General features: G+C 38.1%; 22 protein-coding genes and 1 pseudogene. 13 read left to right on the top strand and 10 right to left on the bottom strand.

Annotated features, from left to right (window positions below; all coding sequences use genetic code 11):
- Nucleotides 1-30: 30 nt before the first annotated feature.
- From IW15_RS05145 to IW15_RS05130, 4 genes are all read right to left on the bottom strand, one after another.
- Entirely contained in the window at nucleotides 31-1,170 is a 1,140-nt protein-coding gene (locus tag IW15_RS05145) for an aspartate aminotransferase family protein (protein WP_034709731.1), read from the bottom strand.
- Between the two features lie 297 nt (nucleotides 1,171-1,467).
- Complete coding sequence (gene argC / locus IW15_RS05140; protein WP_034709729.1) at nucleotides 1,468-2,430, bottom strand: N-acetyl-gamma-glutamyl-phosphate reductase; 963 nt, start codon at nucleotides 2,428-2,430, stop codon at nucleotides 1,468-1,470.
- Entirely contained in the window at nucleotides 2,427-3,623 is a 1,197-nt protein-coding gene (locus IW15_RS05135; protein WP_034709727.1) for an argininosuccinate synthase, read from the bottom strand. Before IW15_RS05135 ends, argC begins: the two co-directional genes overlap by 4 nt.
- The gene (locus tag IW15_RS05130) at nucleotides 3,595-4,269 is read right to left on the bottom strand and encodes a GNAT family N-acetyltransferase (protein WP_034709725.1); all 675 of its coding nucleotides are present in this window, start codon (nucleotides 4,267-4,269) and stop codon (nucleotides 3,595-3,597) included. Before IW15_RS05130 ends, IW15_RS05135 begins: the two co-directional genes overlap by 29 nt.
- A gap of 158 nt (nucleotides 4,270-4,427) precedes the next feature.
- Between IW15_RS05130 and IW15_RS05125 the strand changes: the two genes are divergently transcribed.
- The 12 genes from IW15_RS05125 to nhaA all read left to right on the top strand — a co-directional run bounded on the left by IW15_RS05125 (nucleotide 4,428) and on the right by nhaA (nucleotide 19,734).
- The gene (locus IW15_RS05125; protein WP_034709724.1) at nucleotides 4,428-4,844 is read left to right on the top strand and encodes an IS1/IS1595 family N-terminal zinc-binding domain-containing protein; all 417 of its coding nucleotides are present in this window, start codon (nucleotides 4,428-4,430) and stop codon (nucleotides 4,842-4,844) included.
- Nucleotides 4,845-5,075: 231 nt separating this feature from the next.
- Nucleotides 5,076-6,455 carry a hypothetical protein gene (locus IW15_RS05120; protein ID WP_034709722.1) on the top strand — a complete coding sequence of 460 codons (1,380 nt, stop codon included), beginning with the start codon at nucleotides 5,076-5,078 and terminating at the stop codon, nucleotides 6,453-6,455.
- Between the two features lie 50 nt (nucleotides 6,456-6,505).
- Complete coding sequence (locus IW15_RS05115) at nucleotides 6,506-8,077, top strand: MFS transporter (protein ID WP_051881762.1); 1,572 nt, start codon at nucleotides 6,506-6,508, stop codon at nucleotides 8,075-8,077.
- Between the two features lie 43 nt (nucleotides 8,078-8,120).
- A complete protein-coding gene (locus tag IW15_RS05110; RefSeq protein WP_034709720.1) occupies nucleotides 8,121-8,348 on the top strand; it encodes a DUF6814 family protein in 228 nt (75 codons plus the stop codon).
- Nucleotides 8,349-8,410: 62 nt separating this feature from the next.
- Complete coding sequence (locus tag IW15_RS05105; RefSeq protein WP_034709718.1) at nucleotides 8,411-8,605, top strand: hypothetical protein; 195 nt, start codon at nucleotides 8,411-8,413, stop codon at nucleotides 8,603-8,605.
- The gene (locus tag IW15_RS05100) at nucleotides 8,598-11,303 is read left to right on the top strand and encodes an ATP-binding protein (protein ID WP_034709716.1); all 2,706 of its coding nucleotides are present in this window, start codon (nucleotides 8,598-8,600) and stop codon (nucleotides 11,301-11,303) included. The genes IW15_RS05105 and IW15_RS05100 overlap by 8 nt, the downstream gene beginning before the upstream one ends.
- The gene (locus IW15_RS05095; protein WP_034709714.1) at nucleotides 11,300-11,671 is read left to right on the top strand and encodes a response regulator transcription factor; all 372 of its coding nucleotides are present in this window, start codon (nucleotides 11,300-11,302) and stop codon (nucleotides 11,669-11,671) included. The genes IW15_RS05100 and IW15_RS05095 overlap by 4 nt, the downstream gene beginning before the upstream one ends.
- Before the next feature lie 85 nt (nucleotides 11,672-11,756).
- Entirely contained in the window at nucleotides 11,757-13,643 is a 1,887-nt protein-coding gene (locus tag IW15_RS05090; protein ID WP_034709879.1) for an AMP-binding protein, read from the top strand.
- 14 nt (nucleotides 13,644-13,657) lie between these two features.
- Complete coding sequence (gene acs / locus IW15_RS05085; RefSeq protein WP_228384307.1) at nucleotides 13,658-15,610, top strand: acetate--CoA ligase; 1,953 nt, start codon at nucleotides 13,658-13,660, stop codon at nucleotides 15,608-15,610.
- A 256-nt stretch (nucleotides 15,611-15,866) separates the two neighbouring features.
- Nucleotides 15,867-16,232: a hypothetical protein gene (locus IW15_RS05080; RefSeq protein WP_034709712.1), complete on the top strand. Its 366-nt coding sequence runs from the start codon at nucleotides 15,867-15,869 to the stop codon at nucleotides 16,230-16,232.
- Between the two features lie 110 nt (nucleotides 16,233-16,342).
- Nucleotides 16,343-18,553 (top strand): RelA/SpoT family protein, encoded by a 2,211-nt coding sequence (locus IW15_RS05075; RefSeq protein WP_034709711.1) that lies wholly within the window; start codon nucleotides 16,343-16,345, stop codon nucleotides 18,551-18,553.
- Nucleotides 18,554-18,555: 2 nt separating this feature from the next.
- A complete protein-coding gene (gene nhaA / locus IW15_RS05070; RefSeq protein WP_034709709.1) occupies nucleotides 18,556-19,734 on the top strand; it encodes a Na+/H+ antiporter NhaA in 1,179 nt (392 codons plus the stop codon).
- Here nhaA and IW15_RS05065 read toward each other — a convergent pair.
- Nucleotides 19,731-20,744 (bottom strand): YihY/virulence factor BrkB family protein, encoded by a 1,014-nt coding sequence (locus IW15_RS05065; RefSeq protein WP_034709708.1) that lies wholly within the window; start codon nucleotides 20,742-20,744, stop codon nucleotides 19,731-19,733. The two genes, nhaA and IW15_RS05065, sit on opposite strands and share 4 nt — an antisense overlap.
- Nucleotides 20,745-21,066: 322 nt before the next feature.
- On the opposite strand from IW15_RS05065, the gene IW15_RS05060 reads away from it, so the two are divergent.
- On the top strand, nucleotides 21,067-21,540 hold the full coding sequence (locus tag IW15_RS05060) for a 23S rRNA (pseudouridine(1915)-N(3))-methyltransferase RlmH (protein WP_034709706.1): 474 nt from the start codon (nucleotides 21,067-21,069) through the stop codon (nucleotides 21,538-21,540).
- A gap of 88 nt (nucleotides 21,541-21,628) precedes the next feature.
- Here IW15_RS05060 and IW15_RS05055 read toward each other — a convergent pair whose 3' ends face one another.
- The 5 genes and pseudogenes from IW15_RS05055 to IW15_RS23190 all read right to left on the bottom strand — a co-directional run.
- Nucleotides 21,629-22,084 (bottom strand): tRNA (cytidine(34)-2'-O)-methyltransferase, encoded by a 456-nt coding sequence (locus IW15_RS05055; protein ID WP_034709704.1) that lies wholly within the window; start codon nucleotides 22,082-22,084, stop codon nucleotides 21,629-21,631.
- 77 nt (nucleotides 22,085-22,161) lie between these two features.
- Nucleotides 22,162-22,974 carry a tetratricopeptide repeat protein gene (locus IW15_RS05050; protein WP_034709703.1) on the bottom strand — a complete coding sequence of 271 codons (813 nt, stop codon included), beginning with the start codon at nucleotides 22,972-22,974 and terminating at the stop codon, nucleotides 22,162-22,164.
- Nucleotides 22,971-23,537, bottom strand: a complete 567-nt coding sequence (locus IW15_RS05045) for a phosphatase PAP2 family protein (protein ID WP_034709702.1) — start codon at nucleotides 23,535-23,537, stop codon at nucleotides 22,971-22,973. The genes IW15_RS05050 and IW15_RS05045 overlap by 4 nt, the downstream gene beginning before the upstream one ends.
- Before the next feature lie 3 nt (nucleotides 23,538-23,540).
- Nucleotides 23,541-23,729, bottom strand: coding sequence for a hypothetical protein (locus IW15_RS23195; protein WP_394331238.1), 189 nt, complete (start codon nucleotides 23,727-23,729; stop codon nucleotides 23,541-23,543).
- A 48-nt stretch (nucleotides 23,730-23,777) separates the two neighbouring features.
- Nucleotides 23,778-23,855 (bottom strand): annotated as a pseudogene (locus IW15_RS23190) (Sec-independent protein translocase subunit TatA/TatB); the annotation flags it as partial.
- Nucleotides 23,856-23,922: the final 67 nt, after the last annotated feature.

Here is a 23,922-nt window from a genome sequence, read left to right as displayed (position 1 = left end):
AACTATACAACATAAGAAGTACACATAAGGTTAAATAGCATTCAATACCGTTTGTAAGGCATCAATGAAAAGATCAGTTTCCTGGGTTCCGATGTTCAGTGCCGGGAGAATCCTCAATACACTTTTATCATTGGAATTCCCCGTAAAAATGTGATGATCATACAATAGTTCTTTCCTCACTTCCGAACAGTCCCTATCCAGTTCTATTCCGATCATCAAGCCTTTCCTTCGTATCGATTTAATATGTGGGAAATCTTTAATTTTCTGTTCAATATAATCGCCCATATGCTGGGCATTTTCCATTAGCTTTTCTTCTTTCATAACATCCAACACAGCGATTGCTGCAGCACATGCCAGATGATTTCCGCCAAACGTTGTTCCTAAAAGACCATTGCTTGCTTCAAATTTCGGATGAATCAAAACACCACCGATCGGAAAGCCATTTCCCATTCCTTTTGCCGTGGTAATAATATCCGGCTGAATTTCAAATTCCTGATGGGCAAAGAAATACCCGGATCTTCCGTATCCCGACTGTACTTCATCCATAATCAACACTGCATTGTATTCTTCACAAAGTGTTTTGATTTTAGATAAAAATTCCTGAGTGGGGATCATAATACCTCCTACGCCCTGAATTCCTTCGATAATAACAGATGAAATGTCATTTCCCTGCGTTTTGAAAATTTGTTCAAGCTGCTCAATATCATTCCAATCGGATTTAATAAACCGTTCAGAATAATTGACCGGCGCAACAATTTTAGGATTATCCGTTACAGAAACCGCCGCAGAAGTTCTCCCATGAAAAGAACCTGAAAAGTACAGGACTTTACTTTTTCCGTTATGAAAAGAAGCCAGTTTTAAAGCATTTTCATTGGCTTCAGCTCCGGAATTGCATAAGAAAAGGTTATAATCTTCATATCCTGAGAGTTTTCCCAGTTTATCTGCCAGCTCAGTCTGCAGTTCATTCTGCACAGAATTGGAATAGAATGATATTTTTTCGAGTTGCTCTTTCAGTTTTCCCTGATAATAAGGGTGATTATGTCCAATAGAAATTACGGCATGACCTCCGTAGAAATCAAGATATTTTTCTCCTTTTTCGTCCCAAAGAAAAGATCCCTCGGCTTTTACAGGATGTATGTTGAATAATGGATATACGTTGAATAAATTCATTTTTTTATTTTAATTAATTTCTTTTGTCTTGAAACAAAAGAAACAAAAGTTCAAGACTGGAAAATTCCGCTAAAAAATATTTTTGTTCTCTAAAAATCCCAAAACTTGTGCGAATTGAAATATTAGTTCTTCGATTTACTATTTGTGTCGCACTCAAACAGTGGAATTTTCTTAACGCTCACAAAACTATTTTTCTTAACGCTTCATTTTCCTAGGTCGGTTTTGATTGGAGTTTTTAAAATTCACGACTAGCTTATTGGCTATTCAGTTTTTACATTGTACATGATACTTTTTACATCAAAAAGCTATCGGTTTTAAATATAATCCCAGATTTTCTTCCCAGCCCATGGCGATGTTCATATTTTGTACGGCCTGTCCGGAAGCTCCTTTTAACAAATTGTCAATCGCTGAGTGAATAACGACTACATTTCCACTTTTCTCAATTTGAATCACACAGCGATTCGTATTGACAACCTGTTTCAGATCAATTGCCCTGCTGCTTACCGTTACAAACGGTTCATCTTCATAAAAATTCCGGTACAACTGATCAATATCTGAAAGTTCAAGCTCTGTTTTTAGGGTTGAACTTGTAAAAATCCCTCTTGCAAAATCCCCGCGCCATGGCACAAAGTGAAGGTTAACTTCACTGTTGTTCAACTCAACCAGCTGTAGTAAAATTTCATCCACATGCTGATGGGCCAGTGTTTTATATGCTGATATATTATCATTCCGCCACGTAAAATGGGTGGTTGCCTGTAAAGACTGCCCCGCACCTGTAGAGCCGGTAATCCCCGTGGTGTATACTTCTTTCAATAAGCCTTTTCCCGCCAGCGGAAGTAACGCCAGTTGAATCGCTGTAGCAAAACAACCCGGATTCGCAATACTTTTGACTCCCAAAAGATTTTTTTTGTTGATTTCAGGAAGTCCGTAGATAAAATTTCTGTTTCCAAAATTTCCTTCCAGACGGAAATCATTTCCCAGATCAATAACCAATGTTTCTTCTTTCACGGAATATTGCCCCAGCCAATTCTGGCTTTCCTTGTGTGGAAGACATAGAAAAAGAATATCCACTTCTTCTGGTGTATCCGTCAAAACCATTTCGCAAACTGTCCCTAAATCCGGGTACAGATCAGAAATCTTTGTACCCGAATTGGAACGACTATATAAAAAACTCAATGTCACATTGGGATGAAAAGCCAGCACGCGAACTAGTTCGCTTCCTGTATATCCATTGGCTCCCACAATTCCTACCGTCTTCATATTTTTCCTCCGTTTATCTGATGATATATATTTAAAGAATTGCTTACAATTTTAGTATATCCTTTCACATCTTCTCCTGTCCATGCTCTGTTTGCCTCTCCATAACTTCCGAATTTATCGGACATTAAATCATGTACAGATTCAATTCCATTTAAAACAAACCGGTACGGATGAAGGGTTATAAATACTTTTCCACTAACTGTTTCCTGAGAATCCGTTAAAAAGGATTCTATATTTCTCATCACAGGATCCAGGAATAATGCTTCATGAAGCCAGTTTCCATACCAGTCGGATAACTGTGATTTCATCATCTGCTGATATTTTGAAAGGGTATGTTTTTCCAATAAATGGTGTGCTTTAATGATCACCGATGCCGCCGCCGCTTCAAATCCTACCCGTCCTTTAATCCCGACAATGGTATCTCCAACGTGGGTATCACGGCCGATTCCATACGCCGAAGCTAAAGCCTCAATTTTCTGGATGGCTTCTACAGAATGTTTAAAGTGTTCACCATTCACTCCTACCACTTCACCATTTTTAAATTCAATCTCCAGTTCTGACGGCACCGTTTCTTTGATCTGCGAAGGATAAGCTTCTTCAGGAAGGTTGTATCGAGAAGTCAATGTCTCTTTTCCTCCAACTGAAGTCCCCCAAAGGCCTTTATTTACAGAATACTGAGCTTTATGGAATTCCATATCATAGCCGTAGTTTTTCAGAAACTCAATTTCTTCTTCTCTGGAAAGAGCCATATCACGGATGGGCGTAATGATTTCCACCTCCGGACACATCACCTGGAAAATCAGATCAAAACGAACCTGATCATTTCCGGCTCCCGTACTTCCATGAGCAATCGCATCAGCCCCGATTTCAATGGCATATTTTGCAATATCCTGTGCCTGAATGGTACGTTCAGCACTTACAGACAGCGGATAAGTATTATTTTTCAATACATTCCCGAAGATCAGATATTTTACACATGAATTGTAGTAATCTTCCTGAGCGTTAATGCACCTGTATTCTTTTACCCCAAGATTGAAGGCTTTTTTTTCAAGTTCTTTTTCTTCTTCTTTAGAAAAACCTCCTGTATTCACAGTTACTGCATATACATCATATCCTAATGTTTCACTAAGATATTTTGCACAGTAAGAGGTATCCAATCCACCACTAAACGCTAAGACTACTTTCTTTTTCATCTGTATTCTTTTTATTATTATTCATTATAAGAGGTAATTCTTCCGCAGATTTTTCCTCTGCCCGGCTTACCTCACTACTTTCTTTTTCTTTGGACTGAATATTTTCAGCCTCTTTATCTATCTTGTTATCAGGAACGAAAAGCATTGCTGTACACAGACAGTTCTTGCGTTCCTTCATCATTAAAATTTCATAATTCACACAGTTCTTACAACCGTTCCAAAACTCTTCATCCTGTGTGAGTTCAGAATAAATAACCGGCTTATACCCTAAGTCGCTGTTTATTTTCATTACCGCAAGACCTGTTGTTAATCCAAACACCTTTGCAGTAGGATATTTTTCTCTCGACAACTGGAAAACCCTATTTTTAATCAGGGTTGCAACACCTCTGTTCCTGAATTTCGGAGAAACGATTAACCCTGAGTTTGCCACAAACTGACCATGTGACCAGGTTTCAATATAACAGAAACCTACCCATTCCCCATTTTCGGTAGCCACCACAGCATTGCCTTCCGAAATCTTTTTACTTAAATATTCGATGGAACGTTTTGCGATTCCCGTTCCTCTACGCTGCGCAGAATCATACATTTCCTGCTGTATTTCACTCACATACATTAGATGTTCGCATGAGGAAACTTCTATTTCCATTTATTTATCTGAATTTTTTGGCAAATTTAAAGCATAATAACTTTACAATCCAAATTAAAAAGATATTTTTTTCGTTTAAATCTATTTTACAAGATAATATATCTTATTTGATTTTTATAAATTTGCTAAATTATTATATATTTGCTAAAATACTATACATGGAAAAGAAATGCCCCAAATGCAACAGTGACAAAATTGTAAAAAGCGGTATTGTCAATGAGAAGCAACGCTTCCACTGTAAGGACTGTAATTATTATTTTACGGTAAAAAAATTAGGCAAAAAGATTGATGATTACTATGTAACCAAGGCCCTTCAATTGTATCTGGAAGGATTAAGCTACCGTGAAATAGAACGTATTATAGGCGTTTCTCATGTCACCATAAGCTCATGGATTAAGAAATACAACATCACAAGGCCTCCTCATTCTGAGTTCCATCCGGTATATAAAATTTTAAAGCAGCACGAATTAGTGGATTACATTGCTAAGGAAGAAAACCTTAAAGATTCCGGCATTATTATCACTCAGTTTGCAGACAAATACATGCTGATTAAGTGGGAGAGGTTTAAGAAGTAGAGGTTTGGATAGTCAGACATTAGACGCCAGACATCAGATTTCAGACTACCAACTTTACAAATAGACTAAACACCAAGTATTCAATACTAAACACCAACAGCCAAACACCAATAACCAACAACTATTAACCAACAACTATACTATTACCATTAATATATATTAAATTTTTATACATAAATAATTAATTACAATTTGGCATTCACAAAATTAACGCCAAAAAATTGATAATTTATGAATAAAATACTCACATTTATTGGATTAGCATTAATTAGCAGTTCACTCTATTCACAAGGCTCTCCTGATTATGGAAGCGGGTTGAAATTAAACATTACTCCACAAGGCGACAAATACGTCAGGTTCATTCTCTGGGACCAGTTTTGGGTAAGAAACACCCAAATGAACCCTGGGAGTATGGTGGGCGGAGAAGCTACTGACAATTCCTGGAGCCTGGGAAACCGAAGATTACGCGCCTTGGCGTACGCTCAGATTTCTAAAAGATATATGATCCTGGTTCATTTCGGAATCAACAACCAGACCTTCATCAATGGAGGTGCTTCGGGAACAACCGGAACTGGTGGCTATGGAAACGGAAAAAAACCTCAACTATTCTTCCATGATGCATGGAACGAATATGCAGTTATTTTACCTGGGGAAGCCGGAAAATTCAGTTTATCTTTCGGTGCCGGACTGCATTACTATATGGGACTTTCCCGAATGACAATGGGGTCCACCTTAAATTTTCTTACCATAGACTCCCCTATCTTTTCATGGCCTTTAATTGATAATTCAGACCAATTTGCAAGGCAGCTGGGAATGTTTGCTAAAGGAAAGTATGGAAAACTGGAGTACCGGTTCAGTTTAAACAAACCTTTTGCTACGGATCTGGTTCCAGTGAATGTAACAGATCCTTCGAAAGCTGTCGCGGTAGACAACAACGGAAATCCCAGCTTTTCAAAAGCCGGATATGTGGAATATCAGTTTCTTGATGAGGAATCGAATACATTACCCTTTAAAGTGGGTTCTTATCTGGGAACAAAGAAAGTTTTCAATGTAGGTGCCGGCTTTTATCATCAGGCAGACGGAACAAGAACTTCAGTGAATTCAACCGTAGAAAAACACGACATTACTCTTGTAGCGGTAGATGCTTTTGCGGATATACCTCTTGGAAATGCTAAGCACAAAATGGCCGTTTCAGCGTATGCAGGCTATTACAATTACCAATTCGGACCGAATTACATAAGAAATCTGGGAATTATGAATATCGCTTCCACTGATCCTAATTTTATCGGAAATAAAGCGATCGCCGGCCCGGGAAATCTACAACCCACCATCGGAACAGGTAATATTATCTACGCACAGGCCGGATTGCTTTTACCAAGCCAGACAGAAAAACCAAAAATAAGGATTCAACCTTTTGCAGCTTACACCTATAAAAATTTTGAGGCGTTTGACAAATCTTCTTCACAATTCGATGTCGGTGCCAACTGGCTTATCGATGGACATCACGCTAAGATCACTACCCAATATTCAACCAGACCGGTATATAACAGCCCGACAGAAAAACCTTCTTCAAAAGGCGAATTTATTCTTCAGTTTCAAATTTATCTGTAAGAAAAACAGGATGAACTATCACTTTTAACTACTATCTAAAATCAAATACTATGAGCGAAATCCAATACGATAACATGACCGAAAAGCAGAAAAACCGCACGATATGGAGTGTGATTACTGCGTCATCACTCGGCACCCTGATAGAATGGTACGACTTCTATATTTTTGGAAGTCTAGCCGTTGTTTTAGCTACAAAATTTTTCCCGGCAGATAATCCTACGGCAGCATTTTTATCCACTCTGGCTACATTCGCAGCAGGGTTTGTCGTAAGGCCTTTTGGAGCCTTGTTTTTTGGGAGATTAGGAGACATCATCGGAAGAAAATACACCTTCCTTGTTACGTTATTAATCATGGGGTTTTCCACTTTCCTGATCGGATGTATTCCAAGTTATGAAACCATCGGATTTATGGCTCCTGTTTTGGTTTTAATTTTAAGATTACTGCAGGGATTAGCATTAGGAGGAGAATATGGAGGCGCTGCCACTTATGTTGCAGAATATGCACAACCTCACAGAAGAGGTTATTGGACTTCATGGATCCAAACTACTGCTACAGCGGGACTTTTCATTTCACTGATTGTTATTTTGATTACGAAAAACACCCTTTCGGCAGATGAATTCGATTCCTGGGGATGGCGAGTTCCGTTCTGGATCTCTATTTTAATGGTCGGAGTTTCGTATGTGATCAGAAAAAACATGAAAGAATCTCCCCTTTTCGCCAAAGCAAAAAGCGAGGGAAAGACTTCTAAAAATCCTTTAAAAGAAAGCTTCGGCAATAAATACAATTTCAAATTTGTACTGCTGGCACTATTTGGTGCTGCAATGGGTCAGGGGGTCATCTGGTATACCGGACAGTTTTATGCGATGAGTTTCCTACAAAAGGTAATGAATGTAGAATCAGCACAGGTTGATTCCCTGATGGCTACTGCATTGCTTTTAGGGACTCCTTTTTTTGTGTTTTTCGGATGGCTTTCGGATAAGATCGGACGAAAAGCCATTATGATGACGGGAATGCTGGTAGCCATTTTATCGTACCGCCCTATTTACGACAGCATGTACAAGAGCATTAATCTTGAAAGCAAAACGGTTGCTGCGAACGGAATTACAGAAAAAAGAACCGCTAAAATCCACAAAGATATTGCTTCAGACAGTTTGATTACTTTTCATAAAGAAACCTTGTTTACAGACGGAACATTAATCAAAAAAGACAGTATTGTCCACTGGTCTGCCAGCGGGCCGGTGATAAAAGAAGGCAAAGCTGAGGAACCGAAAGTTTCACAATCATTACGACTGAGTGATGATACGAAATGGTATCTTGTATTCCTTGTATTTATCCAGGTGATATTTGTTACCATGGTGTATGGTCCGATCGCAGCATTCCTTGTAGAAATGTTCCCGGTGAGAATCCGTTATACCTCAATGTCGCTGCCCTATCACATCGGTAACGGGGTGTTTGGAGGACTTCTTCCGGCAGTTGCCACTTATCTGGTGACGGTAGGAAAAGATGCAGGACATCCGACATGGTATCTTCAGGGACTTTGGTATCCGATTGGGGTAGCTGCTGTCTGCTTATTGATAGGATTAATATATCTTAAAAATAAGAACAATAATATTCACGATTAAACATTGAATCACTTAAATTTTTATTAATTTTAATACTACTAAAATGAACGGACTAAAAAAAATATTTGGCATTCTCTGGATCTTAATGGCTTTGGTGGTGGGATATTTTGGAATTACTGTCATGGGGATTCCAAAAATTACCTCAGGAAAACAGGAGGATCTGGTATTCGGGATCATTATTATGTTTGTACTGATGCCCATTATCTCCGGTGGACTGGCAATTTTCGGATATTATGCGTTAACTGGTGAATATTCGGACGACAAAGCTTAACAATCATATTGATCATTGATGAGTTTTCTATATAGGCACTCATCAATGGTCTCTTATTACTCATGAAAAAAAGACACGAACAAAAACTGATTATCCTGAGCATCGGACTGATGATTGCTTTCAGCATTCCTATCTCACTGTTGTTTAACAGTGAAAGGGAGGTTTTCGGATATCCAACCATTCTGATCTATATGTTCGCTGTATGGATGATCTCTATCATTGTATCTTTTGTAATCGTAAAAAGATATGATGAGTAGTTTTGCTTTATTTATCGTTGTCTTGCTCTACCTGGCACTTTTGTTCCTGGTTGCCCATCTGGCTGAGAAAAAAAGGAGTAAAATCTGGATCAACAATCCTTATATTTACGCTTTATCACTTGCTGTATACTGTACGGCATGGACTTATTACGGAAGTATTGGAGTAGCGGCTACAAGCGGGCTTAACTATCTTCCGATCTACATCGGTCCTGTTATGATTATTCCCGCATGGATTTTCATCAATACCCGCATTGTAAGAATTTCCAGAGTGAATAAAATAAGCAGTCTTGCCGATTTTATCTCTTTACGCTACGGAAACAGCAGAAGTTTCAGTGCTATTATTACCATTGTCTGTCTTTTCGCCATTGTTCCTTACATTGGATTGCAGATCAAAGCGATTTCAGAAACCTTTCATTTAGTGACAGAAACCCCAATGTCAAAAAATATACTGACTGATAATGCAACTTTTGTCGTTGTTTTGATTGCCCTGTTTTCCTCTTATTACGGAACGCGGTATGTGGATGCATCGGAAAAACGTCTCGGAATCATTTCTGCTATCGCTTTAGAGAGTTTTTTAAAGCTGTTTTTTATCATTATTTTAGGGCTTTTTGTGATCTATTTTGCTTTTGACGGATTTACAGATATTTATGAAAAAGCCAGTCAGTTCAAAGATTTTAAACAAAAAAACACGTTTAACGGAATTGAAGGTGCTTTAAACTGGATGGTTTTATGCATGATTTCAGCCACAGCAATCTGTATTCTTCCGCGGCAATTTCATACCGCTATCGTTGAAAACAGACAGGAAAAACATATCAAAACCGCTATCTGGTTTTTCCCGCTTTATCTTTTGATTTTTACCATTTTCATTTTTCCTATTGCATGGGGCGGAAGACTTATTTTTAATGGACAGAATGTAAATCCTGAATTCTACTCTATCCTGATTCCGCAGCATTTTGGCAATACATTAATCACCGTATTGGTATTTCTGGGTGGATTAAGCTCTTCCATTTCAATGATTATTATTTCTGCCATCACCTTATCGATCATGCTTACCAACAACCTGATCATTCCTTATGGATTGTTAGGGAAATTCAAATCAGAACATGAGGTTCAAAATACAAGAACCATCACCAATATCAGAAAGATAAGTATTTTCGCGCTGGTGCTTATGGCATTTGGGTTTTATAAATATTTTATCCTTAAAACGTCACTGGATTCTGTAGGATTGATTTCTTTTGTAGTGATCGGACAACTGGCGCCGGCATTTTTCGGAGCACTTTTCTGGAGAAGGGGAAGCTACAAAGGGGCCATCACAGGACTTCTTGCCGGATTGGCGATTTGCTATTTCGGATTGATCATTCCACAGTATTATTTTTCCTACAATCAGGAATTCAAGGGGGCTTTACGAGGTATTTATGATGTTTTTAATTTTTTCAGCATTCCTTATTTAAGCAGAATCCCGCAGATCTTTTTCTGGTCGATGTTAGTCAATACCAGTTTATTTGCTATTATTTCAGTGAGCATCAAAGGTAATTACCGCGAAAGGAATTTTGCTGAACTGTATGTTGATATCGATAAATATATCCAAAACCACGAAAATGCATTTATCTGGCGCGGAACCGCCTATGTTTCTGATATTAAAAATATTCTGGAGCGTTTTTTAGGTAAAAATAAAACCGAACAGGCGTTGAGAATATTTAATTTAAAATACAATATCGATTCAAAAACTGAAACGGCAGATTCAAGGTTTATCAAATTTTCAGAAAATCTTCTGGCAGGAAGAATCGGAACCGCTTCGGCAAAAATCCTGATCGAAGGGGTAACGAAAGAAGACAAGATATCTTTAAAGGAGGTTTTAAACATTCTCGAGGAATCTAAAGAAAATATCACCATCAATAAAAAACTAACGGAACAGTCTGATGAACTTAAGCTCCTTTCTCATGAATTAAGAGCAGCCAACGAAAACCTCATCATCAAAGACCGTCAGAAAGATGATTTCCTGGATTCGGTTGCCCATGAATTAAGAACTCCCATTACCGCAATACGTTCAGCCGGAGAAATTTTAGCGGATGATGATGATATTCCGTTAGACATCAAAAAAGAATTTTTAAACAACATCATTACGGAATCAGACAGATTGAGTGAAATCATCAACGATATTCTTTATCTTGATAAGCTCCAGCATGGTGAAATCGTTCTGCACATCGGAAAAAACAATATTATTGACACTTATAAAAAAGCAGTCAATCCCCTGCTTCACCTCATCCAACAAAAAAACATTCATTTAAGTGAGGTAGATCTCCTGAATCATTATATTTTTGAATATGATGAAGCAAGAATGATTCAACTGTTCCAGAATATTTTGGGAAACGCCCTAAAATTTACAGATGAACAGGGAACGATACAAGCAAAGTTATCTGAAAAGGAAAATGAATTGATTATTAAAATCTTCAATACCGGAAAAACAATTCCTGAGGAAGATCTTGAAATGATTTTTGACAAATTTTATCAGTCCAGAAATCAGAATATTTTAAAACCTACCGGAAGCGGGCTTGGTCTGGCGATTTCAAAAAAGATCATAGAAGCCCACCACGGAACTATAAAAGCCGAAAACAGCGGATTGGGAGTAACCTTCACGATTACCCTTCCCGAAAAAGAAATACAAGATGAAGTTGAACAAAACCAAAGTACAGTATGAAAAAGATCATCATTGCGGACGATGAACATAAAATTTTAATGTCACTGGAATACAGTTTCAAAAAGAACGGTTATGATGTATATATAGCTAGAGACGGAACGGAAGTATTGGATTTCCTTAAAACAATGGTTCCCGATGTTATTCTTCTGGACATCATGATGCCGAATTTAGACGGCTACAGCACATTAGATATTATCAGACAGGACACAGAATTGAAAGATACAAAAGTCATTTTTCTGAGTGCAAAAAACAACCCGAAAGATATCTTAAAAGGTCTGGAAATGGGCGCCGACGCTTATGTAACAAAACCTTATTCTATTAAGAAGCTAATGCAGCAGATTGAGGAAATGTTTATTAAAGGAGAGTAAAGAAGCAAGATGCCAGATTTCAGACTATCAACACGGCTTATAGGCTAAACACCAACAACAGACAACCAAAAAACCAACACCCATGATCAATTCAGATGCCTTATTCAAAAGAAGTATAGAAGACAAAGAAAATTTCTGGAAAGAACAGGCCGGAAATATCAACTGGTTTGAATTCCCAACCGATATTCTTTCGCCGGACAAAAATAATTATCCGCAGTGGTTTGCAGACGGAAAGCTTAATATATGCTATTTGTGCATCGATCAACATATTGAAGATGGTTTCGGAGCGCAAACCGCTATTATTTATGATTCTCCGGTCACCAATCAGAAACTTCAGTACACTTTTAATGAAGCGAAAGAGGAAATAGCAAAATTTGCCGGAGGACTCGCTTCTTTAGGTCTGAAAAAAGGCGATACAGCAGTAATTTACATGCCGATGATCCCGCAAACGCTTTTCGCCATGCTGGCCTGTGCAAGAATCGGTGTGATTCATAATGTTGTTTTCGGAGGTTTTGCACCGCATGAACTGGTGGTAAGAATTGATGACTGTAAACCTAAAGCATTGATTACTGCAACAGCCGGTGTAGAAATAGCGAAAAGAATTCCTTATCTGCCGCTTGTTGAAAAAGCCATTGAGCTGGCACAGGATAAGGTAGATCACATCATTGTTTACAACCGCAGACTCACTGAAAACAAACACGAAATGTTTGATGGGATTATTGATTATGAAGAACTGGTTAAAAATTCAGAACCCATAGACTGCGTTTCCGTTGAATCTACCCACCCACTCTATTTACTGTACACTTCAGGAACTACCGGAAAACCAAAAGGAATCGTTCGCGATACCGGAGGTTATGCTGTAGCTTTGAAATTTTCCATGAAGTATATCTATGGAATAGAGCCCGGAGAAACCTATTGGGCCGCGTCTGATTTTGGCTGGGCTGTTGGTCATAGTTACACAGTATACGGACCTCTGCTCAACAGAAATACCACTATTATTTTTGAAGGAAAGCCTATTATGACTCCTGATGCCGGAACATTCTGGAGAATCATTTCGGAATATAAAGTTGCTGCCATGTTTACCGCGCCTACTGCCATCAGGGCGATTAAAAAAGAAGATCCCAATGGAGAATTGGTCAGGAAATATGACCTGTCCCACTTCAAAAAGCAGTTTTTAGCCGGAGAACGGTGTGATGTAGCTACATTGGACTGGTTTGCAAAGCATATTGGGGTTCCCGCTATTGATCATTGGTGGCAGACAGAATCAGGATGGCCGATGCTTGGGCTCATGACTTATGATGAGAATTACACCATCAAAAGAGCTTCTGCAGGCAAACCGATTCCCGGATATGACATTAAAATTTTTGATGAAAACGGCTATGAATTGGATGCTCATCAGGAAGGCTATTTAATTATCAAACTTCCGCTTCCTCCCGGAGCCCTTTTAGGCGTCTGGAAAGATTATGAACGGTACCAGAAAAGCTATTTATCACAATATAACGGTTATTATTTCTCCGGTGACGGCGCCATAAAAGATGAAGACGGATACATTTTCATCACAGGAAGAGTGGACGATGTGATTAATGTTGCAGGCCACAGGCTTTCCACTTCGGAAATGGAGGAGATTGTTTCTTCTCATCCGGACGTTGCAGAATGCACCGTTGTGGGAATTGATGATAATCTAAAAGGCCAAATTCCCTTTGCCACCGTTGTAGTAAAGAATGGTTCTCTCATCACTGAGCAGGACCTGGAAAAAGAGATCATTCAGATGGTTCGTGAAAAGATCGGGGCCGTAGCCTTCTTAAAAAATGCAATGACTGTCAAACGATTACCAAAAACACGTTCGGGGAAAATTTTAAGAAAGCTCATCAGAACTTTACTTGATGGTAAAGAATTTCAGATTCCTTCAACCATTGATGATGAAAAAATCATTGATGAAATTCAGGAAAAAATCAGGGGATATAGGGCTTAAGCCACAAATTAAACATAAATTTAAAATATAAACATTACAATTTCAAAAAAGAAAGGGATATGAGAAATTACTTAATAGAAGATTTACCGCATTATTTTGAGGAATATAAAAAGTCTATTAAAAATCCTAAAAAATTCTGGGATAAGATAGCGGACCAAAACTTTGTATGGTATCAGAGATGGAGTAAGGTGGTGAAGTACGATATGAGTGAAGCCAAAATTACCTGGTTTAAAGACGCCAAATTAAATATCACCAAAAACTGTATCGACCGCCATCTTTCCGTAAGAGGTGAAAAAACAGCCATTATCTGGGAACCCAATGATCCTAAAGAAGAAGCCCAGCACATTTCCTACCATGAACTCTATACAAGAGTGAATAAAACTGCCAACGTACTCCGTGAAATGGGTATTGAAAAAGGAGACCGCGTATGCATCTACCTCCCGATGATTCCGGAACTGGCCGTAACTATGCTGGCCTGCGCAAAATTAGGAGCGGTTCATTCGGTAATTTTTGCCGGATTTTCTGCTGCGGCCGTTTCGTCAAGAGTAAATGACTGTGGAGCTAAAATGGTGATTACCTCAGACGGAAGCTACAGAGGAAGTAAAGTATTAGATCTGAAAAGCATTGTAGATGAAGCGTTGGAAAAGACTCCTACCGTAGAACATGTTTTAGTGGTAAAAAGAACCCATAACGAGATTAGCATGAAGGAAGGAAGAGACCACTGGCTGGCTGATCTTTACGAAAAAGCTTCTCCGGATTTCGTTACGGTTATTATGGATGCTGAAGATCCGCTTTTCATCCTGTATACGTCGGGTTCTACCGGAAAACCAAAGGGTATGCTTCATACCTGTGCAGGATATATGGTTTACACGGCCTATACTTTTAAAAATGTTTTCAATTACCAGGAAAATGATATCTATTGGTGTACCGCAGACATCGGGTGGATCACCGGACATTCCTATATCCTTTACGGACCGCTCTGTAACGGGGCCACCACCGTAATTTTTGAAGGGGTACCTACTTACCCTGAGGCGGACCGCTTCTGGGAAGTGATTGAAAAACATAAAGTAACCCAGTTCTACACCGCTCCTACCGCAATACGTTCTTTAGCAAAAGAAAGCACAGAATGGGTAGATAAACATGATTTAAGTTCATTAAGAGTAATCGGATCCGTAGGGGAACCAATCAATGATGAAGCATGGCACTGGTTCAACGATCATGTCGGAAAAAAGAAATGTCCTATCGTGGATACCTGGTGGCAGACAGAAACAGGAGGCATCATGATTTCTCCGCTTCCCTTTATAACACCTACAAAACCTACCTATGCCACCCTTCCATTACCTGGAATCCAGCCTGTACTGATGGATGACAAACGCAATGAAATTACAGGAAATCAGGTTACGGGAAATCTTTGCATCCGTTTCCCATGGCCGGGAATCGCTCGAACCATATGGGGAGACCATCAAAGATACAAGGAAACCTACTTTACAGCCTTTCCAGGAAAGTATTTTACCGGAGACGGTGCATTGAGAGATGAGGTCGGTTATTATAGAATTACAGGCCGCGTGGATGATGTTATTATCGTATCCGGACACAATTTGGGAACAGCACCGATTGAAGACAGCATCAACCAGCATCCTGCCGTTGCAGAATCTGCAATTGTAGGCTATCCTCACGATATTAAAGGAAACGCTTTGTACGGATTCGTTACGTTAAAAGAAACCGGTGAAAGCCGTCAGAAAGAAAATCTTAAAAAGGAAATCAACCAGTTGATTGCAGATCAGATCGGTCCTATTGCAAAACTTGATAAGATTCAGTTTGTTTCCGGGCTTCCGAAAACACGTTCCGGTAAAATTATGCGTAGAATACTGAGAAAGATTGCAGAGGGAGACTTCAGTAATTTCGGAGATATCTCTACTCTATTGAATCCTGAAATTGTTGAGGAAATCAAAAATGAAAGGATTTAAATATTAAGGGGGAATAATTTAACACAAACAGGCTTTAGCCCAACTTATACACTCTGCACAATAATCCGTGCAGAGTTTTTTGGTAAAAAACAGGTTATTTTAATCAAATATATTAAACAAATGTTCAATAGACATTTTCAAATAATTTAACAATAAATTATAGATAAAATAATAAAATACAAATTATATTGATTTTTTTATAAAATAAATGAAAATTAATGAGTACCTTTAAGTAGAAATTTTAAAAACCATCACCATGTCAAAAATATTAGCTGGATTATTTGAACCTCACAGTGATTACAAAAAGCTTGAGACAGATTTAGAAAGTTTAGGTTTTGGAAACTCAGAGTATATTGTGTACGTTAACGATCCTCAACACAATACTCAATATTTGGCCAGTGTGGCTGTACATGACAATGAGCAGGTGGAAAATGCTCAGAATATTTTCAATCAAAATTCTGTTGTAAAGACCTATTTATTTGAAAACATGACCATACAACAAGCTGAATACCATAATATTAAAAGATTCATCGATGCCCGGAGCAAGGCAGAAATACACAACAGTCCGGATGTGAAAATAAAAAGTTCTACTCAGGGCATAGATTCAGAATTAAAATTTTAAATACATTAAATCTAATAACCGGAAATCCGCAGGCCTGTTCTGCGGATTTTTTAGTGTTTGAAAAGTGCAAAAATTTTCGTATTTTCGTTTAAATATAGGCATTAGCACAAATGAGTTACGATTTAGAACAAGAAAACAAAGAAATCCTTGCAAGATATAAAGACCTGATTTCTAATACTTACAGGACTTTGGATGAGGAAAATAACAAACTTATCCGAAAGGCATTTGATATTGCTTTAGATGCCCACAAAGATCAAAGAAGAAAATCCGGAGAACCTTACATCTACCATCCCATTGCGGTTGCCAAAATTGTAGCGACGGAAATAGGTTTGGGAGCAACTTCCATTGCCTGTGCCCTTCTGCATGACGTTATAGAAGATTCGGATTATACATATGAAGATATTAAAAAGATTTTTGGCGAAAAAATAGCCAATATTGTGAATGGATTAACGAAAATATCCATCATGAACCATCAGAATATCTCCGTACAATCTGAAAATTACAGAAAACTTCTGCTGACCCTTTCTGAAGATTTCAGAGTGATTCTGATCAAGATTGCAGACCGTCTTCACAATATGCGTACGCTGGAAAGCATGGCTCCGGACAAACAGAAGAAAATTGCTTCCGAAACCGTCTACATCTATGCTCCCATGGCGCACCGTTTAGGATTGTATAACATCAAATCAGAACTTGAAGATTTATCTTTAAAATACAACAATCCGGATGTCTATACAGAGATTACGGAAAAATTGGAGCTCGCGAAAGAAAACCGTGAACGATACATCGAAGAATTCAAAACGGAAGTTTCTGAAAGATTAAAAGATGAAGGCCTTAATTTTACCATCAAGGGGCGAGCAAAAGCGATCTCTTCCATTTACAGAAAAATGCTGAAGCAAGGCGTTTCTTTTGAGGAAGTCTTTGATAATTACGCCATCAGAATCATCTATAAATCCGATGCTAAAAATGAAAAATTTCTGGCTTGGAAAATTTATTCCATCGTAACGGATGTATACCACAGTAACCCGTCAAGGATGCGTGACTGGATCACCCAACCCCGTTCTACCGGATATGAAAGTTTGCACCTTACCGTACTCGGACCTGATAAAAAATGGATTGAAGTACAGATCCGTTCTGAAAGAATGGATGAAATTGCTGAAAAAGGCGTTGCCGCCCACTACAAATACAAGGAAGGCTACAAACAAAGCTCCGATGACCGAAATTTTGAAAGATGGGTCACTGAAATTCGTGATATCCTTGAACAGCAGCAAAACTTATCAACTTCAGAGCTTTTAGATAATATTAAGCTTAATTTATATTCAAAAGAAGTATTTGTCTTTACTCCGAAAGGAGAAATTAAAATTCTTCCCACCAACGCTACAGCACTGGATTTTGCCTTTTCCGTCCATTCGGATCTGGGAATGAAGTGTCTTGGCGCAAAAATTAACGGAAAACTGGTTCCCATCTCGTACGTTCTTCAAAACGGAGATCAGGTGGACATCCTTTCTTCTCAGAACCAGAAACCAAAATCTGACTGGCTGGAATTTGTGGTGACCTCTAAAGCCAAGTCCAAGGTCAAAAGTTATCTGAATTCACAAAAAAACCAGCTGGTAGACGAAGGCAAGGAAATTCTTCAGAGAAAACTGCGTCACGCAAAAATTAATTTTAATGATGAAGAAGTCAACAAACTTCAAAAATTCTTTAATCTTAAATCTTCCCAGGAGCTGTTCCTTAAGTTTCAAACCAATGAACTGGATGCAAGCAGCTTAAGAAAATATATTGAAAGTAAGAATATGTTTAATAATTTACTTTCAAGATTCAGAAAATCACCCGCGAAGAATCAGCATTTCGTAGAGCCTAAAGAGCAGAATCTCGACATGATTATCTTCGGAAAAGACGGAGAAAAACTGAATTATAGCTACGCAAAATGCTGTACGGTAATTCCTGGAGATAAAATTTTCGGATTCATCACCATTTCTGACGGAATCAAGGTTCACAGTGATAACTGTCCGAATGCCATTAACCTGAGAGCACAATACGATTACAGGGTAATTCCTGCAAAATGGGTAAATGCCGAAAGCTTCAAAAACAGAGTTAAAATTGAGATTGAAGGGCTTGACAGAATGGGAATGATCAATGATATTACAGCTGTCATCAGCGGCAGTATGGGAATGGATATGAAGAGTATGTCTATTGAATCCAATGACGGAATTTTTACCGGCAACATCAACCTGGAAGTGAAAAACAAAAGCCAGCTGGAAGAAACATTTAAAAAACTTAAAGATATTGACGGCGTTTCCATCGTGAGGCGATTACAATCTTAGATATGAATTTAACTCTATATTTCAAGAAATTTTTCAACAGCAGCCAATCCTCAGGAATAATCCTTATTCTCTGTGTGCTGGCTTCATTACTAATTGCCAATTCATCTGCAGGCGAAGGTTTTCAAAGCTTTCTGGACAACAATGTGGGGACTCATCTCTTTCATTTGGAATATCCTGTCAGCATCTGGATCAATGATGGATTAATGGCCATTTTCTTTTTGCTGGTAGGGCTTGAGATAAAAAGAGAAATGGTGGAAGGTGAACTTTCGTCCTTCAAAAATGCCTCTTTGCCTATTTTTGCGGCGGTAGGCGGTATGCTGGTACCGGCACTTATCTATACGTTCTTCAATTTCGGAACGGAATATGCCAACGGCTGGGGAATTCCTATGGCTACTGATATCGCCTTTTCACTGGCGATTGTTTCTATGCTGGGAAAAAGAATTCCCAATTCTATCAAAATTTTCCTTGCTGCATTGGCTATTGTGGATGATTTGGGAGCTATTTTAGTAATTGCTATTTTCTATACCGATCAGATTCATTGGATCTATTTACTTTTGTCCGCAGGGGTAACGCTTCTGCTATTTCTGTTGAACTTTTTCAAGGTTACAAAGCTTATTTTCTATATTATTCCGGGATTATTTTTATGGTATTTCCTGCATCATTCAGGAATTCATGCGACGATTGCGGGGGTTGTACTGGCTTTTTCAATTCCGACAAATGTCTCCAATGTCACTATTTCACCTTTGGAAAAACTGGAGCACAAACTCCATCTTCCGGTGAATTTCCTCATCATGCCTATATTTGCTTTAACGAATACCAATATTGCTTTTAACAGCGAAATGGTTCAGGGAGTGACCAGTACACTAGGATTGGGGATTATTGGCGGATTGGTAGCAGGAAAACTTCTCGGTATTAATCTGTTTTCATTTATAGCCATTAAAATGAAGTTAAGTTCACTACCTCAAAACAGTTCGTGGACACAAATGATTGGGGTTGGCCTGCTGGCAGGAATAGGTTTTACCATGTCAATTTTTATTGCATTGCTTTCCTTTAAAGATCAGATACCGATTCAGGATGAGGCAAAATTTGCCATTCTGATCGCTTCTTTTTTATCTGCTGTTTTGGGATTCACCGTATTAAGAATGAGTGCTAAAAAGGATCCAAACCTGATAGAAAATTAATCCTTTTTCTTGTAATTTTCTAATTTTCTGTGATGTTCTTCGCTGCTTTCACTGGGTTCAGTGATCATGAAATGGTAATTGGCAGTTTCTTTTTTAATTTCATCGGACATTAATTTTTCGATCCGTAATTTTCTGATGGCCATATTGAGCTCATTCCCGAATAACAGTAGGTAGACATTCACATTCACCCAAACCATTAATAAAATCATACTTCCGATGGAACCGTAAAGAACGTTGTATCGGGCAATATCTTTCACATAAATCGCAAATAAATACGTGGTAGCCACGAACAATACCGTCGTAAGAATAGCTCCCGGAACTGCCTGTCTGAATCTGGAAATTTTCACTGTTCCCAACCAGTAAAATAAGGTCAGAAGGATAAAATAAAACAGAGGGAAAGAGACAAATCCAATAATCTTGGAAAGGTTTTTCACCAGCCACGAAACATCATAAGCCGGGGTAAAAAGCTTCATAACGACCTCCACATAATAGACTCCGAAAAGTGCCATAAAAACGATGGTAATAAAGCCTATGGTAATAAAAAAAGAAAGGATGAATTCTTTTACATCGGTAAGCTTTTCGTCCGAGTTTTCATTAAAACCATTAATAAGAGAAAAAGTTCCGTTGGTTGCAAATACCAGTGCCAGAACGATCGTCAGATTACTGATTCCCTTCATATTCGGGATAATATTGGTCTCAATATATCCTCTTACATCATGTTCCATATTGGATGGAATAATGTTATGCATCAGGACTTCAAAAATATAAAACTGCAATTTATCATAGTGCGGCATATACGGTAAAACAGAAAGCAGGAAAAGAAGAAATGGAAATAAACTGATGGTAAAACTCCAGGAAATTGCCGCTGCTTTTCTTCCAATGTTCCCTTTAAAAATTCCCGAGATATAAATCTGAAACAACTGCCAAAGCGATATTCCCAGAACTGGAATATGGATATCATCAAAAAAATCCTGAACCTTTATAATAAACCTGGGAACTTTTATAGCCATCTTATCTTATTTGTGTTTCCTTTCATACAGTTTTTTCAAATTACACCTTTACCTTCCGAATAAAGAAGCTAAAAAATCAAAAAAAGATGCAGAAAAGCAATTTCAATTAATCACAGTGAGTTGATCTTGTAAAAATACAGAATTTTTAGAACATAAGGAATTTGAGGATTATTCAACTGAAATACTTTATGATGAATTGATATTTGATTTTCATTTAGAAATCCTCTCATAAACTTCGGTTCGTCCCCTATTCTTTTCCGGCACAATCGTACCTCCACAAAAAATAGTATCTTTGGACTTTCTATTGAAACCCTCTTAAGAAATGCGAATCAGTTTACTTTGTATCGGCAAAACAGACGATAAAGAAATCACCTCTTTAATCAATTATTATCTTACGCGGCTTCCCAAGCACTGGAATTTTGAAATTACTGAAATTCCAGACGTTAAAAACGCCAAAAATCTGTCACCGGACCTTTTAAAGAAAGAAGAAGCTAAACTTTTCATAAACGGTATCGACAAAAATGATCTGGTTGTGATTCTGGATGAAAAAGGAAAACAATTTACCAGCCGGGAATTTGCTCAGAAAATTGATACCTGGATGAATTCTTCCGTTAAAAAAGTACATATTCTGATCGGTGGTGCTTATGGTTTTTCTGAGGACATCTACAACAGAGCCAACGAAAAAATGTCATTATCTAAAATGACATTCACGCATCAGATGATCCGTTTATTTATCGTTGAACAGCTTTATAGAGCCGACCAGATCTTACAGGGAAAACCTTATCATAATGATTAGGAGATTTCAGACATCAGATTTCAGACTTAACATACAGCCTAAACACCAAACACTAAAAACCAACAACTGTCAACTAAAAACCAATCCTCTACACCTTCAGATCAATCTGCCTTTTGGCTTCACCAATCACAAAAGCAACTGAATTGGCAATATTAAAGCTTCGGATTAATTTTGACATCGGAATGGTTAAATGATTGTCAAAAGAATCTAAAACCTCTTTACTCAAACCTACACTTTCCTTGCCGAAAACCAGCCAGTCGCCGTCCTGAAAATCGTTTTCTAAATATGATTTTTCAGCATGTGAACTCATTAAAAACACACGGGATTGATCGGGAATTATCTTTATCCACTCATCAACATTGGGATATTCGGAAACATCAAGATGTACCCAATAATCCAGGCCGGATCTTTTTAAATTTTTATCATTAATCACAAATCCAAACGGATGAATGAGGTGCAGTCTACTTTCTGTCCCCACACATAATCTTCCGATATTACCTGTATTATTGGGTATTTCCGGTTCTACAAGAACGATATTCAGCATGTATATACTTTAGTAATTTTTAAATTGATAGTCCACCCGACTTAATGTACAGGAAAGACCATATCATGGCAATAAATCTATTTTGCAAGGCATTTAGCATAATAATCCGCCAACACGGCTTTTTCATATCCTAAACTGACTGCTTTATCCAAATTAGCACAAGCTTCTTTTTGCTTAGCTCCATCAAACAGGATTAATGCTTTGGTTACATAGGATTGTGCAAATTTTGGGTCGATAGAAATGGCTTTATTAATATCAGAAAGGGCTTCCTTTGTTTTCTTCATTTTAAAATAAACATCTGCCCTGCCATTGTACAATAGGGATTCAGGTTTTTCTGAAATCAACTGATTATAATCTTTTAAAGCTCCTTCCAGATCGCCATTATTTTTCTTCAGGCTTGCTAATCCGGTTTTTGCATAAATATTGTCCGGAGCAAAGGTTAAAATCTGGTTTAAATCTTTGATAGCAAGCTCTTTTTTACCCTGGCTGTCGTAAATTTTAGAACGGGTTAAATATAAATCCGGATTTTCTGCATCTACACGAAGTCCATTGGCAATGTATTCCAAAGCTTTGGGTTTATTTCCTTTCTGGCTGTATAGAGAAGCCAGGTTGGCATAGACAGAAACTGACATAGGATTAGCCTTCAAAGCTGATTCATAGGATTTAAAAGCCAGAGCAGTCTTTCCCAGCCTTCTTTGAGCGGTGCCCAGATTGTCATAATATTCCGCCTGGTATTTTTGGATCTGCTCTTTTTCCGCCAGTTTTGAATACTGTTCTTCTGCACATTTGTAATCTGCATTTTTAAAGCATTCGTCTGCCGTTTTTTTGTCTTGAGCGTACAGTGTACACGAGGTAAAGGCTAATGCTCCCAGTAATAAATGTTTTTTCATGGTGTTATATTCTGTTTGTTGATGACTTTTTTGGCAAGTGCACCAAAGATCACTCCCAATAAAATTCCAACAAACGCCCCCACCAAAATATCCATCGGGAAATGCACTCCTAAATATATGCGACTATAGGAAACCACTATAGCCCACACAAATATAGCATAAGGAAACCAACTGAGTTTCTTTTTTAACAACATACCGAGATAAGTTGCTAAAAAGAACGTATTAGAGGCATGGGCAGAATAAAATCCAAACTGTCCGCCACATTTTACAATCCTCATATGATGCTCCAGTGCGGGATCATGGCAAGGTCTCAGCCTGGCGACTCCATATTTGAAAATACCCGCTAACTGATCCGAAACCGTAACTCCGATTGCTATAAATAAAAGAATAAAAACTAAAGATCTTAGTTTGAAATTTTTATATAAAAAATAAAGAAATATAATGTAAAGCGGAACCCAGATCCATGTGCTTGAAATCAGCATCCAAAACTGGTCAAAAGAAGTGTCTCCCAAATTATTAAGGTACAAAAAGACCTTCTTATCTTCCTGAATAAGCTCTTCCATGAATTATCTGCTTACAGGTCCTTCATGCGTTTCATCGTCGGCAGGCTTGGGTTTTGGAGGCTCATTAGAAACCGCCGGATCACTAAGGATATCTTTCTGAACATCTTTCATTGGATTAAAGTCTTTAGCAGCATCCTTCACCTTCTCAATCTCGCGCTTAATTTCAGAAACTGGGTTGTCAGTTTCTTTCATAATTTCAGTTTTGATGTCCTCCACTGCGCCACGCATCTTTCTAACACCCGCTCCTAAGTCACGTGCTATCTGAGGAAGTTTATCCGGGCCGAATAATACAACGATTGCTATCGCAATCAGTGCCATTTCTCCAATGCTTAATTCCATGCTGTAAAATTACAAAAGATTATACATATTATTATAGGTAAATACG

It is taken from the genome of Chryseobacterium soli (assembly GCF_000737705.1).
Lineage (GTDB): Bacteria > Bacteroidota > Bacteroidia > Flavobacteriales > Weeksellaceae > Chryseobacterium > Chryseobacterium soli.
The sequence above is the reverse complement of the archived record's forward strand: the minus strand, read 5'-3'. Positions and strand labels throughout refer to the sequence as shown.